Origin of the sequence: Streptomyces shaanxiensis, from assembly GCF_039537145.1 — a bacterium.
Lineage (GTDB): Bacteria > Actinomycetota > Actinomycetes > Streptomycetales > Streptomycetaceae > Streptomyces > Streptomyces shaanxiensis.
The window spans coordinates 975,176-988,730 of sequence record NZ_BAAAZY010000012.1; the positions used below are offsets into that span (position 1 = coordinate 975,176).

Annotated in this window: 11 protein-coding genes; 3 read left to right on the forward strand and 8 right to left on the reverse strand. The window is 71.2% G+C overall.

What is annotated here, in order from left to right:
• Positions 1-136: 136 nt before the first annotated feature.
• Positions 137-1,075 carry an AurF N-oxygenase family protein gene (locus ABD932_RS27450; protein WP_345016286.1) on the reverse strand — a complete coding sequence of 313 codons (939 nt, stop codon included), beginning with the start codon at positions 1,073-1,075 and terminating at the stop codon, positions 137-139.
• Between the two features lie 89 nt (positions 1,076-1,164).
• Between ABD932_RS27450 and ABD932_RS27455 the strand changes: the two genes are divergently transcribed.
• Entirely contained in the window at positions 1,165-2,271 is a 1,107-nt protein-coding gene (locus ABD932_RS27455) for a ferritin-like domain-containing protein (RefSeq protein WP_345016288.1), read from the forward strand.
• Here ABD932_RS27455 and ABD932_RS27460 read toward each other — a convergent pair.
• Positions 2,265-2,558: a hypothetical protein gene (locus ABD932_RS27460; protein WP_345016290.1), complete on the reverse strand. Its 294-nt coding sequence runs from the start codon at positions 2,556-2,558 to the stop codon at positions 2,265-2,267. The two genes, ABD932_RS27455 and ABD932_RS27460, sit on opposite strands and share 7 nt — an antisense overlap.
• 144 nt (positions 2,559-2,702) lie before the next feature.
• Between ABD932_RS27460 and ABD932_RS27465 the strand changes: the two genes are divergently transcribed.
• The gene (locus ABD932_RS27465) at positions 2,703-5,147 is read left to right on the forward strand and encodes a S8 family serine peptidase (RefSeq protein ID WP_345016292.1); all 2,445 of its coding nucleotides are present in this window, start codon (positions 2,703-2,705) and stop codon (positions 5,145-5,147) included.
• Between the two features lie 73 nt (positions 5,148-5,220).
• Here ABD932_RS27465 and ABD932_RS27470 read toward each other — a convergent pair whose 3' ends face one another.
• Entirely contained in the window at positions 5,221-5,739 is a 519-nt protein-coding gene (locus ABD932_RS27470; RefSeq protein WP_345016294.1) for a DUF3291 domain-containing protein, read from the reverse strand.
• A 167-nt stretch (positions 5,740-5,906) separates the two neighbouring features.
• Between ABD932_RS27470 and ABD932_RS27475 the strand changes: the two genes are divergently transcribed.
• Positions 5,907-7,874 (forward strand): sensor histidine kinase, encoded by a 1,968-nt coding sequence (locus ABD932_RS27475; RefSeq protein ID WP_345016296.1) that lies wholly within the window; start codon positions 5,907-5,909, stop codon positions 7,872-7,874.
• 2 nt (positions 7,875-7,876) lie between these two features.
• On the opposite strand, the gene ABD932_RS27480 is transcribed toward ABD932_RS27475, so the two are convergent.
• The 5 genes from ABD932_RS27480 to ABD932_RS27500 all read right to left on the reverse strand — a co-directional run bounded on the left by ABD932_RS27480 (position 7,877) and on the right by ABD932_RS27500 (position 13,500).
• On the reverse strand, positions 7,877-9,352 hold the full coding sequence (locus ABD932_RS27480; RefSeq protein ID WP_345016298.1) for a penicillin-binding transpeptidase domain-containing protein: 1,476 nt from the start codon (positions 9,350-9,352) through the stop codon (positions 7,877-7,879).
• Positions 9,349-10,767, reverse strand: a complete 1,419-nt coding sequence (locus ABD932_RS27485) for an FtsW/RodA/SpoVE family cell cycle protein (protein ID WP_345016300.1) — start codon at positions 10,765-10,767, stop codon at positions 9,349-9,351. The genes ABD932_RS27480 and ABD932_RS27485 overlap by 4 nt, the downstream gene beginning before the upstream one ends.
• 43 nt (positions 10,768-10,810) lie before the next feature.
• Positions 10,811-11,293 carry an SH3 domain-containing protein gene (locus ABD932_RS27490; protein ID WP_345016303.1) on the reverse strand — a complete coding sequence of 161 codons (483 nt, stop codon included), beginning with the start codon at positions 11,291-11,293 and terminating at the stop codon, positions 10,811-10,813.
• Between the two features lie 186 nt (positions 11,294-11,479).
• The gene (locus tag ABD932_RS27495; RefSeq protein WP_345016305.1) at positions 11,480-12,718 is read right to left on the reverse strand and encodes an ATP-binding protein; all 1,239 of its coding nucleotides are present in this window, start codon (positions 12,716-12,718) and stop codon (positions 11,480-11,482) included.
• Positions 12,715-13,500, reverse strand: a complete 786-nt coding sequence (locus ABD932_RS27500) for a hypothetical protein (protein WP_345016307.1) — start codon at positions 13,498-13,500, stop codon at positions 12,715-12,717. The genes ABD932_RS27495 and ABD932_RS27500 overlap by 4 nt, the downstream gene beginning before the upstream one ends.
• Positions 13,501-13,555 lie beyond the last annotated feature (55 nt).

The following is a 13,555-nucleotide window of genomic DNA, read 5'->3' on the forward strand; positions in this document are numbered from 1 at the left end:
TGTCCGTCCTCGGACCGGCGGTTGGACTTAGGCCGGGAGGTGCTGCGTGTTGACGCCGGCCACTGCGGGCGGACACCCCCCGACGCGTCCCCTTGCCGCCGTGCGCGGGTGCCGCGCCGCGGGGGTGCACCCCGCCTTATGCCAGGAGGCCGGATGACTTCCACAGGCGGCGGCCCACTCCGCGCAGTACGCCGATGTCGTCCAGGAAGTCCGTCAGCCTTTTCGCTCCCGTCTGCATGACCTCGCGGCGGTGGGCGCTGGCCTTCACCTGGGCCAGGGCCTCGCGCTTGTCCAGGCCTACGTTCGTGTAGACGTCGGGGTTGACGAAAGCGACCGAGAACACGCGGGCGAACTCGCCGGAGGTGACGCGGGTGAACTCCTGGGACCACTTCGGGGCCGTCACCATCTGGCGGCGCAGTTCCTCGCGGGCGTAGCGGACGTGGCGGGCCTCCTCGACCACGTGGATGCGGGTGACGCCGCGGATGAGGGGCTGTACCCGCTCGTCGGGGAACGTCAGGCGCTGCATCCAGTCGAGGACCTCCTCGCCGAGGAGGGTGGCGGTGAAGGAGCCGGGGGTGGTGGAGATCGTCTTGAAGAGGCGGCCCAGGTGCTGGTGTGCGCGGCTCACGGGGTACCAGGGTGTGTCGCCGTGGGAGATCAGGCGGGCGAACATCTTGGAGTGGCGGCACTCGTCCTCTATCTCGGTGAGGGCGTAGCGGACGTGTGCGCTCGTTGCCGCCTTGTCGTAGATGTGGCGGACCAGGAGCTGCATGAGGATGATCTCGAACCATATGCCCAGGGAGGCGAGCGCTGCGGCCTCGTGCTGGGAGAGCAGGAGGCGCTGTTCCTCGCTCATGCGCTTCCAGAGCGGGGTGTCGTAGAGCGAGAGCAGTTCCGGGGGCCAGAACCACTTGCCCTCCTCGAAGGGCGCGTCCCAGTCCAGTTCCTTGTCCGGGTCGAAGGAGTGCTTGGCGGAGGAGTCGAGCAGCCGCTGGGCCACCTGCTCCCGGTCCTTGAGCAGGCCGAGCGCGTCGCGGAGGCCCGCGAGCGCATCGGCGTCCGTCAGCGTCGTCATGTGCTTATGAGACTGCCTGTCAGCAAGGTCGTCAATCCCTTGCGCAAGAGTTGTTGACCCCGCGTCTACTACGTGTGAGCCTGCGGAGCATGCCGACTTACGACCTGTACGCCACGGATCCGGGAGACCCTCTCTGGCAGGTGCCGGCGACCGGCTCGGCACGTTTCGGCTGGGAGTACGACGACGGCCGCGACCGGCTGCTGGCCCTGTACCAGAAGGGCAAGGACAAGCAGTGGGACGGGCAGAAGCGCATCGACTGGGGGATCGAGGTCGATCCGTCCGACCCTCTGGGTACGCCTGATGAGTCCATGTCCCTGTACGGCACCAAGTACTGGGCCAAGCTGACCGAGAAGGACAAGGGGGAGCTGCGCAAGCACTACGCTTCCTGGCAGTTCAGCCAGTTCCTGCACGGCGAGCAGGGGGCGATGGTCTGCGCCGCGCGGATCGTGGAGTCGGTGCCGGACATGGACGCCAAGTTCTACTCGGCGACCCAGGTGATGGACGAGGCCCGGCACGCCGAGATCTACGGGCGCTTCCTGCACGAGAAGATCGGGATGCTGTACCCGATCAACGACAATCTGCAGGCCTTGTTGGGCGACACGCTGCGGGACAGCCGGTGGGACATGCCCTACCTCGGTATGCAGGTGCTGATCGAGGGGCTCGCGCTGGCCGCGTTCGGCATGATCCGGGACACCACCGACAAGCCGCTGCCCAAGCAGATCCTGGCGTATGTGATGCAGGACGAGGCCCGGCACGTGGCCTTCGGGCGGATGGCGCTGCGGGACTACTACCAGCAGCTGAGTGACGCCGAGCTCCGTGAGCGGGAGGAGTTCGTGATCGAGGGCTGCTATCTGATGCGCGACCGGCTGCGGGGCGTGGAGGTGCTGAAGAACTTCGGCATCCCGGCCGCCGAGGCCGAGGAGTACAGCGAGCAGTCCGAATTCCTCGCCCTGTTCCGCCGGTTGCTGTTCTCCCGCATCGTCCCCTGCGTCAAGGACATCGGGCTGTGGGGGAAGCGCCTGCAGCAGGCCTATGTCGACATGGGCGTGTTCGAGATGGGCGACTCCAATCTGGACCTGCTGATGGCCCAGGACGAGGAGATCGCCGAGCGGTTGGACGCCGAGCGGTTCGCGGTGGAGGAGAGGGAGCGGGTCACGGAGGTGGCGGAGGCGATCGAGGCGGGCGGCTCTCAGTAGGACGTCGGGCCGAAGTCGGGCGGCGAGAGGACGGCCACCGCCTCGATGCCGTCCGCGATCTCGCGCGGCAGCCGCTCCAGCGGCAGTTCGTCCGACTGTGTCGTGTCCGGGGCCGTCCCGAAAGTCTCCAGGTACACGGCCCGGGGACCGGTCAGCGCGAAACCCGAGGCGATCACCTCGCCCACGTCGAATCCATGGTCCGTGAAGTAGGCGAGAACCTGCTCGACGGGTTTCTGCGGAACGAGCAGCACATGGGACGAAAGAGGGTTCAGGGAATTCTGGGTCACGGTTCGTCCAACGGTCGAGAATCATGAGGGCATACGTCTAAATGAGTATGTCCAACGGGTGTGGTTTCCCCTATAGATGAAGGCTGTCCGCCGAAGAGTTTCTCGGCGGCTTCGTCGGAACGTTCATCGGAGTTGGGGGAGAAAATGCCCGATGAGGTCGATTCAAGGCTGCCCGAAATTCTGTTCGCCCAGGCGTCGCCGCGTTCCGTCGGCGGGACCTCGCTGTTCGAGGCGGACGACGTCACCGTCGGTCAGGCGGCGGACTACACGTCCGAGGACCAGGTCGTGGCGGCCGCCGAGGAGCGGCTGACCAGGGCCGGCTTCCGCGTCCTGCAGCGGTCCCCGCAGACCCTCAACATCGCAGGTCCGCCCGCGCTTTACCAGGAGTACTTCGGCACCCGGCTGATCACGGAGGAACGCCGGGTCCTCAAGCCGGGTGCGCAGGAGGCGACCGCCACCTTCATCGACTCGCCGGACACCGACCTGCCCGGACTGATCTCGACCGACGGCACGCCGGCCGGCGACGTCCTGGAGGGCGTGGCCATCGAGGAGCCGGTGTACACCTTCCAGAACGCCACTCCGCCGAAGGTGAATTACTGGCATCTGGAGGTGCCGGACCAGGTGGCGGCACTGCTGGGCGCGAACCGGGCGCACCAGAATGGAATCAAGGGAAATGGAATCCGGCTGACCATGGTGGACAGCGGCTGGTTCCGGCACCCGTATTTCACCGCACGGAATCTCAACGGTACGGTCGTGCTAGGCCCGGGTGCGAACAACCCGGCCGACGACGAAAACGGCCACGGAACCGGGGAATCCGCCAATGCGTTCGCTCTGGCCCCCGGGATCGACTTCTCGATGGTCAAGGCGAACTTCGTCAACATCCTCGGCGCGTTCAACACCGCCGTGGCCCGCACCCCGGCCCCGCAGATCATCAGCAACAGCTGGGGATACGACGTCCCGGACCGCCCGTTGAGCGCCATCCAGCGAGCCCTGGCCGCCTCGGTCGCGCTCGCCACGGCGAACGGCATCATCGTGGTGTTCTCGGCGGGCAACGGGCAGTGGGGCTTCCCCGCCCAGCACCCCGACGTCATCGCCGCCGGCGGTGTGTACATCGACCAGGTGGGCAACGCCCGCGCCTCCGACTACGCCAGCGGCTTCGCCAGCCGCGTCTACCCCGGCCGCAACGTCCCCGACGTCAGCGGACTGGTCGGGCTGCGGCCGCGCGCCGCGTACATCATGCTGCCGGTCCAGGCCGGCTGCGAGATCGACCAGGACCTGGGCAACGGGGTGGCCTTCCCGAACGGTGACGAGACCGCCCCGGACGACGGCTGGGCGGCGTTCAGCGGCACCTCGGCGGCGGCGCCGCAGATCGCCGGCATCTGCGCGCTGATCCGCCAGACCCAGCCCAACCTGAACCTGCGCGGGATGCGCAACGCCCTGACGCGCACCGCCAAGGACATCACGACCGGCACGTCCAACCGCTCGACGGGCGGCCACGCCGCGCACCCCGGCTTCGACCTGGCCACCGGCTGGGGCCTGGCCGACGCCCAGGCGGCCGTGCACGCCGCTGTCCCCGCGGCCGGCGGTCCCGCCGCCTACGCCCGCGGCACCGACCGGCACGTCTTCTACCGCGGCGCGGACAACCTCCTGCGCGAGCTGTGGTGGTCCCCGGCGACCGGCGGCTGGCGCGTCGGAGACCTGGGCGCGACGGCGCTCGGCATCCCGGCGTCGGGCAACCCGGCCGCGTACCTCCTCGGCGACAGCCAGCACGTGGTGTTCCGGGGCACGGACGGCCGTATCCGCGAGCTGTGGTGGTCTCCGGCGAGCGGCGGCTGGCGCACGCCCGGCCTGGACGCAGCCGCACAGGGCCTCCCGGCGGCGGGCGACCCGCACGGCTATGTCCTCGGGGACAGTCAGCACGTGGTCTTCCGGGGGACGGACGGCCGTATCCATGAGTTGTGGTGGTCGGCGGCCACGGGGTGGCGTGTGGGTGGTACGTCGGCGGTGGCGCAGGCGGTTCCGGCGGCGGGTGACCCGTTCGGTTATGTGCTGGGGGACACGCAGCACGTGGTCTACCGGGGGACCGACGGTCGTGTCCACGAGCTGTGGTGGTCGGCGCTGACCGGCTGGCAGCGTGGTGGTCTGGACGCGGTGGCGCAGGGCCTCGCGGCGGCCGGCGATCCGCAGGGTTACGTCCTGGGGGACAGTCAGCACGTGGTCTTCCGGGGGACGGACGGCCGTATCCATGAGTTGTGGTGGTCGGCGGCCACGGGGTGGCGTGTGGGTGGTACGTCGGTGGTGGCGCAGGCGGTTCCGGCGGCGGGCGATCCGTTCGGTTATGTGCTGGGGGACACGCAGCACGTGGTCTACCGGGGGACGGACGGTCGTGTCCACGAGCTGTGGTGGTCCGCGGCTACGGGCTGGCAGCGTGGTGGTCTGGACGCGGTGGCGCAGGGCATCGCGGCGGCCGGCGACCCTCAGGGGTACGTCGTCGGTGACGCCCAGCGCGTCGTCTTCCGGGGGACCGACGGCCTACTGAACGAACTGTGCTGGACCGCGGCGCGCGGCTGGTACATCGGAGACCTCTGACCCGTACGCCCGTGGACCGGGGGAAAACCTCCCGGTCCACGGGCGCGCAGTGGTGCGGGACGCCCTCTCGGAGCTAGACCTCGCAGCCCAGCCCCTCCGGCACGTTCCCCAGCACCGGCTCCGCGCCCTGCGGCGGGAAGGACGTGCGCAGGGTGAAGGCGTAGGGGGTCGGGCCGTTCGTGCGCAGGTGGAGCAGGCGGGACTCGGCCTCCGCGACCGTCGGGCGGTGGCCCGCCGGCACCCACCACAGGGCCGTCATCGCCTCCTGCACGCGCTCGAACCACTCGCGGCGGCGGGCCAGCATCTCGCGGTGGCGGCCCTGGTACATGTACGCGGTCAGGGCGTTCGTGTCCCGCCACATCGTCAGATTGATGATCAGCCACTCGTCGCCGAAGACGCTCACGTCCGTGGCGTCTCCCGAGTCGCCCTTCAGTCGCCAGACGAAGCCGTCAGCGGCGTCGGCGTCGGCGTTCACGGGGTCGAGGTTGTCGACGAAGTCCTTCAACTGCGGGGAATCCAAAGGGGCCTTGAGGCGGGCGATGTTGACCTGGGCGAGTTCGTAGGCGGCTTCCGGGTTGGCAGATGTCGTCATGGACCGAACGATAGGTCGGGCGGGAGAGAAGCCCCAGAGGGCGTCTCAGTACGTGGGCACATGTCCCTCTTTCACAGGCGCGGCCGTGCGGGGGTGAGTACCTGTCTACGGTTGTCTTACGGGCGGGAAACCGTGCCCTGACCGGCCCGCCCGTAGCCTCACGGGGCATGACGGGGAATGTACTGACCACCCTCCGCTCGACCGCCCGCCGCCCGGCCGCCCTTCCCGGCTGGAGCTCGATCCGTGGCCGTATGGCCATCGTGCTGGCCGTCCCGACCTGCCTGCTGCTCGCCCTCACCGGGCTCGGCGTCGCCGACCGGGCCGCCGACTGGTCCGCCGCCCGGGAGACCGAGGCACATGTCGGGGTGCTGCTGCGGGCGCAGGAACTCGTCCGCGAGGTGCAGCGGGAACGCGGCCTGACCAACGGGCTGTTGGGGGGTGAGGAGGGGTACCGCGACGATGTCGTCGCGCAGCGCGGCCGTACCGACGAGGCGCGGGACGCGCTGCATGCCGCCGTCGACGAGGAGAGCGGTGCGCTGCCCGATGCCGCGCTCTCCGCCCTGCGCGCCGCCGATGTTCCCCTCGCCACGCTCACCGCGACCCGCGAGGACGTCGACGCCGGCACCGCCGACCGCGCCGCCACCCTGCGGACGTACACCAAGGCCGTCACCGTCCTCATCGACGCCGAGTCGGCGGGTGCCCCGGACGGTGACCGGCGTATCGCCCAAGGGGTGCAGGCGCTCCAGGCCCTCGCCCGGGCCACGGAGGCCGTCGCGCTCGAACGCGGTTCCCTCAACGGGGTGTTCGCGGCCGGGCGGTTCCGTGCCGGGGAGTACCTGGACTTCACGGAGGTCCGGGCCACCCGGGTGGCCGCGCTGGGGCAGTTCCGGCAACTCGCCGGGGGAGACGAGGAGTCCGCGCTGGACGATGCCTTCGGTACGGCCGCCGCGCGCCGGGTCGCCGGATACGAGGCGCGGGCCGAGCGGGGTGCCGACGGATCCGCCCTGGCGGTTGCCCCCGGCCGCTGGTGGGCCGACATGACGACCCTCGTCGACGATCTGCACGGTGTGCAGAGGGCGGTGGGGGACGACGTCCGCGCGCGTGCCGACGAGGCCGGGTCCGCCGCCACCCGTCAGCTCGGCGGGTTCCTCGCCCTCGGGGTGCTGATCCTCGGTGTGGCCGTCGCCCTCGCCGTGTTCTCGGCCCGCTCCATCACCCGGCCGCTCGGCGCCCTCGCCGACGAGGCGGACGCCGTCGCCGGGAACCGGCTGCCCGAGGCCGTCCGGCGGATCCAGGAGGCCGACCCCGACAGCCCGCCCCCGTCGGAGTCCGAGCGGCCTCGACCGGCCGGTGGCGCCCGGGAGATCATCCGCCTGGCCGCCGCCCTGCGCAACGTCGAGGACACCGCCGTCGGACTCGCCGCCGAGCAGGCCGTCCTGCGCCGCACCAGCACCGAGTCCCTGGCCAGCCTCGGCCGCCGCAACCAGAGCCTGCTCAACCGGCAGCTCGGCCTGATCACCACCCTGGAGAGCCAGGAGCTCGACCCGGACGCCCTCGCCGAGCTCTTCGAACTCGACCACCTGGCCACCCGGATGCGCCGCAACGCCGAGTCGCTGTTGGTACTCGCCGGTGAGGAGTCGCCGGCCCGGTCCTGGAAGGGCACGGTCGCCGTCGCCGACGTGGTGCGGTCGGCCGTGTCGGAGGTCGAGCAGTACCGCCGAGTCGCCGCCGTCGACATCCAGCAGTGCGGGGTCCGGGGCCACTGCGTCGCCGAACTGTCCCACCTCCTCGCCGAGTTGGTGGAGAACGCGCTGATGTTCAGCCCGCCCAAGCAGCCCGTGGAGGTCTACGGCTGGCGGGACGGCACCGAGTACTGCCTGGCCGTCGTGGACCGGGGGATCGGGATGACGCCGGAGCGCATGGCCGAGTCCAACGCCGTGCTGTCCGGCAAGGGCGCCGCCCTGCACACCGCCCCGACCAGGTTCCTCGGACACCACGTCGTCGGCGCCCTCGCCGCCCGCCTCGGCGCCCACATCGAGCTCCGCCCCACCCAGGGCGCGGGCGTCACGGCGTACGTCGCCCTGCCGGCCGCTCTGATCCAGGAGCCGACGTCAACGGCCGTTGTCCGAGGGTAACTTCAGCGGCCGTGGCCCGAGGGTGACTTCAGCACCGCCTCCATCACCGCCCGCGCGATCGGCGCCGCGTCCCCGCCGCCGCTGATCTCGCCCCGGTCCGCGTCCGCGTCCTCCACCACCACGGCCACCGCGACCTTGGGCTCCAGGTCGCGGTCGCCCTGCGCCCAGGAGACGAACCAGGCGTACGGCGTCCCGGAGTTGCCGAGGCCGTGCTGGGCCGTGCCGGTCTTGCCGCCGACCGTCGCGCCGGGGATCCAGGCGTTGCTGCCGGTGCCCTCGCGCACCACGTCCACCATCAGTTCCTTCAGCAGCACGGCGGTCGACGGGCGCATCGCCTCCCGGGCGGGGCTCGACCCGGCGGTCGACACCGTGGCACCGCTCGCCCGCGTCGTGCGCTCCACCAGATACGGCGACCGCACCTTGCCGCCGTTCGCCACCGCCGCCGCGACCATCGCCATCTGCAGCGGGGTGGCCCGCGTGTTGTACTGGCCGATCGACGACAGGGCGAGCTGTGCCCTGTCCACCTTGGAGTCGAAGGTGCTCTCGGAGACCGAGAACGGGATCCTCAGGTCCGGCTCGTTGAAACCGAAGGCCTGCGCCGTCGCCGCCATCCGCTCCACCCCGACCTTGACCCCCAGCTTGGCGAACACCGTGTTGCACGACCACTCGAACGCGTTCCGCAGCGAGACGTCCGCGCAGCCCTTGGAGGCGTTCGTCAGCCGCGTCCTGGTGCCCGGCAGGCGGTACGGATCCGGGGAGTCCGTCCGTTTGTCCAGGTCCTCGACCACCCCCGCGTCCAGGGCCGCCGCAGCCGTCACCACCTTGAAGGTCGAACCCGGCGGATAGGTCTTGCGCACCGCCCGGTTGAGCATCGGCCGGTCCGGATCGCGGTTCAGCGACTTCCAGGACCGGGGGACCGCCGAGCCGTTCCCGGACAGCACGGACGGGTCGTACGACGGGGCGGACACGAGGGCCAGGATCCGCCCGGTGGCCGGCTCCACGGCGGCGACCGCGCCCTTGCGACCGGCCAGCCCCTCGTACGCCGCCTCCTGCGCGCCCGGGTGCAGGGTGGTGACGACGTCGCCGCCGGGGTTGCGGTCGCGGACGGTGCCCTTCCACAACGGGAACGGCGACAGCAGCGGGTTCGTGCCCGACAGGACGCCGTCCTCGGAGTGCTCCAGGAAGGTCGTGCCGTACACCTGCGAGGCGAAGCCGGTGACGGGGGCGTACATCGGGCCGTTCGTGTACGTCCGCTCGTAGCGGAGGTGTTCGCCGGTGTCCTGGGATCCGGTGACCGGTTCGCCGCCGACCAGGATGTCGCCGCGCGGCTGCCCGTACCGGGAGATGGTGGTGCGGCGGTTGGCGATGTTGTCGTCGTAGGACGGCGCCTCGAAGACCTGGATGCGGGCGGCGTTCACGAGCAGCGCGGCCAGCAGCAGGGCGCAGAAGAAGGCGGCGTGCCGGATGTGCCGGGTCATCGGGCAGCCTCCGCACGCCGGCCGTGCCCTGTCTCCACCGTGGCCTCCTCGCTCTTGGGCACGCCGAGCCGGCTGCGCGCCTTGTCGCTCAGCCGGATCAGCAGCGCCACGATCGCCCAGTTGGTGACCACCGACGAGCCGCCCTGTGCCAGGAACGGCATCGCCATGCCGGTCAGCGGGATCAGGCCGGTCACCCCGCCCGCGATCACGAACACCTGAAGCGCCACGATCGAGGCCAGCCCCACCGCGAGCAGCCGGCCGAAGGGGTCGCGCAGGGCGAGGCCCGCGCGATAGCCGCGCTCCACCAGCAGGCCGTAGAGCAGGAAGATCGCGGACAGGCCCGCCAGGCCCAGCTCCTCCCCGGCCGTCGCCAGGATGAAGTCCGACTTGGCCGCGAAGCCGATCAGGATCGAGTGGCCGAGGCCCAGCCCCGTGCCGAGCAGGCCGCCCGCAGCGAAGGCGAACAGCGACTGGGACAGCTGGTTGGGGCCCTCGCCCGCCTCGATCGAGGCGAACGGGTGCTGCCAGTCCTCGACCCTGCTGTGCACATGCGGCTCCAACTGCCCGACGGCCACCGCGCCGAGCGCCGCGAGCAGCATGCCGACGGCGATCCAGCCGGTGCGCCCGGTCGCGGCGTACAGCAGGACCACGAACAGGCCGAAGAACAACAGCGAGGTGCCCAGATCCCGTTCGAGGACCAGCACACCCACGCTCAGCAGCCAGATGGCGACGATCGGCCCCAGGACGCGCCCGGTCGGCAGCTGCAGCCGCTCGACCCCCAGGACCCGACGGCCCGTGTACGCCAGCGCACTGCGGTTGGCGGCCAGATACGCCGCGAAGAACACCGCGAGCAGCACCTTCGCGAACTCGCCGGGCTGGATGGAGAATCCGGCGATCCGGATCCAGATGCGGGCGCCGTTCACGGACGGGAAGAAGATCGGCAGGGTGAGCAGCACGAGGGCGGCGACGACACACACGTAGGCGTAGCGCTGGAGCACGCGATGGTCGCGCAGCATGAGGACGACCACGATGAACAGCGCCACCCCCAGCGTGGACCACACGAGTTGGGTCGGTGCCGCCAGATCGTCCGGCGTCTCCAGGTCGAGCCGGTAGATCAGGACCAGGCCGAGGCCGTTCAGCAGCACGCCGATCGGCAGCAGCAGCGGGTCGGCGCAGGGGGCGCGCAGCCGCACCGCCAGATGCGCGACCAACGCCAGCACGCCGAGCCCGGCGCCGTAGCCGGCGGCGCCGGGTGGGACGGTGCCCTCCCGGGCGAGGCCGACCGCGCAGTAGCCGTACACGGAGAGCAGGACGGCCACGACGATGAGGGCCAGTTCGATGCCACGACGCCGGGGGAGAGGCACGGCGGGGGCGGGCGCGTCCGCTGCCACCAGGGTGGTTCCGGCCTTGGTCATGTCCGGAACTTACCCAAATAGTCCGTCTTGTGTACCTAATGGCTCAGCACCAGCGCGGCGCGGCCCCGATGGTGTCGATGAACCGGCCCGATCCCCAGGTCCAGGTGCCGTCCGCGAGCAGATACCAGAGGGGATTGCCGTCGACCCGCTGGCCCGACGTCTTGCAGAAGATCCTGACGACGTCCCCCCGGTGGACGACCCGGATCACCCGGCTGCCCCGGTGGGGAGCACTGCGCAGCAGTAGGCGGTTCGCGGTGACACGCCCCCTGGTGAACCCGCGGTCATTGCCGCCGTCGTCGTTGCCCCAGTCGCCTCCGCCCTGGTCCCCGCCTCCATCTCCTCCGCCCTGGTCCCCGCCCCAGTCCCCTCCACCGTCCCCTCCACCCTGGTCGCCGCCCCCGTCCCCTTGGGACTGACCCGGGTCGTCCGACTCCCACTCATCACTGGCGACAGCAGGCGTGGTGAAGGCCGCGGCAGCGAGAGCGCCGGCGGCTATGGATATGGCGAGGCGCGAGCGCAGGGCCATGGGGACCTCCATAGGAGGGGGGCGAACCTGACTGAACGCCACATTAGGAGTGGTGAAGGGTGCTCGCGCGTCCTGATGGGCCATAGGAGAAGCGCCCCGAAGGGACGCGGGGAACTGCGCGACAAGCCCCCACGGCCCGCGGCCGACGAACAACCGGTCGTAGCGAGCTCTCGCGTCCCGGTCCAACTAGCGCAGCGTCAGCGTGGCCACGGCCCCACCGTCAGCCGCATTGGAGAACGAAAGCCGCGCCCCCAACACCTCCGCCTGCCCCAACGCGATGGTCAGCCCCAGCCCGTGCCCCTTGGACCCACCCTCCGTACGAAACCGCTGCGGACCGTGCGCGACGAGATACCCCGGATACCCCTCACCGTGATCCCGCACAGTCACCACGGGCCCGTCCACCGTCAGAACCACCGGCCCACGCCCGTGTTTGTGCGCGTTCGCCACCAGGTTCCCCAGCACCCGCTCCAGCCGCCGCCGATCGGTCTCCACCACGACGTCCCGCACGACAACGACCTCCGTGTCCCCTCCGGAGGAACCCCGCGCCACCCGCTCGGCCAGCGCGGCGAGCGGCTCGGTGTCCAGCTCCACCCGCTCCCGCCCGGTGTCCAGCCGCGAGATCTCCAGCAGATCCTCGGTGAGCGTCCGCAGCGCGGCCACCCGGTCCCGCACCAACTCCGTCGGCCGCCCCGGCGGCAGCAGCTCGGCCGCCGCGTGCAGCCCCGTCAGCGGCGTCCGCAGCTCATGCGCCACGTCCGCCGTGAACCGCTGCTCGGACAGCAGCTTGCTCTGCAGCGACGACGCCATGGAGTCCAGCGCCGCGGCCACCGCGGCCACCTCGTCCGGCGGCCTGGTCGGATCCTTCGTGCGGGGATCGTCGACCCGCGCGTCCAGATCACCGCCGCTGATCCGCCGGGCCACCTGGGCCGTGGCATGCAGCCGGCGCGTCACCCGCGTCACCGCGAACGCGCCCACCAGCAGCGTCGCCCCGATCGCCAGCCCCGACGACCACAGGATCGCCCGGTCCAGCCCGTCGATGGTGCGGGCCTGCTGCGAGTAGTCGATCTCGACCGCGAGCACCCGCTCGCTGTCGACCGGCCCCGCCGCCCACATCGTGGGCCGCCCCCGGTGCTCGGCGACCATCGTGCCGCGCTCCCCGGCCACCGCCAGCGCCCGCAGCTCCTCGGGCAGCCCCGGCGGATCGAGGGCGACGCCGTGCCCGGCGGTGTCCCCGGCCTCGAACGCCGCCGTCGCGTCCGCCAGCCGGGACAGCGCGCGGTCGCGGGCCTGGCCGACGGTCTGGTTCGTCACCGAGACGTGCACGAGGATGCCGAGCAGCGCGGCGAGCGCACAGCACATCACCGTGATGAAGACGGCCGCCTTCACGGCGAGCGTGCCCGCCCACTGGGGCAGCGCGAGCCTCATGGAGTACTCGCCGAGGGCGCGGCGGCGGAACGCGAGGGCGACACGGAGGACGAGGGGGAGGGCGACGGGGAGCGGTGCGACGACGAGGGGTGCGGCGCCTTCTTGCGCCGGTCGGTGCGCAGCATCTCGTCGTTGGTGAGCAGCATCGCCTTCTGGTCGGCGTCCCAGGTCCACTGCAGCCGGTACTCGTACCCGGCGACCTCGGACGGCGAGCGGATGATCACCGACCGTCCGGCCAGCTCGACCCCGCTGATGGCGTCGTCCCACCCCATCACCTTCACGAGCCGGTGCTTCTCGACGGTGTAGACGCGCACCGCGGTCGTCCTGCCGGGCATCAGCCGGAAGCCCAGGGTCAGCTCGGGGTGCCCGTCGCCGGTGAGGTCCCGGTAGTAGGGCTGGAGCACCGGGCACCTCCCGCGCCCGGCTCCCTTGTCGCACTCGGCCATCAGACGGCCGGTCCGGGCGTACGTCGCGTCGTCGCCCTCGTAGTCCCCCGGGCTCTGAGCGATCTCCTTGCGGATGACCGCCACCGGGTCCACGTCGAGGATGTCGTCCCCGGGGACGGTGACGCCCTTCACGACCTCCCGGTTCACCTCGCCGATCTCATAGGCCGGCCTGGACGCCGGCGTCAGCTCCGGCCACAGCTTGTCCGGGCTCACCGCGGTCTCGGTCGGGCCCGCGCCCTGGAGTCCCCCGGCGTCACCGCAGGCCGTGGCGGCAGCCAGCAGCAGTGCGACAAGGGCACTGAGCGCGGCGACGCGCGTGGGGCGGCTGCGGGGCACGGTTCTCCTGGGGCTGGGACGGTTGTCGGCCCGTACACCCTATTCGTACGGAAGT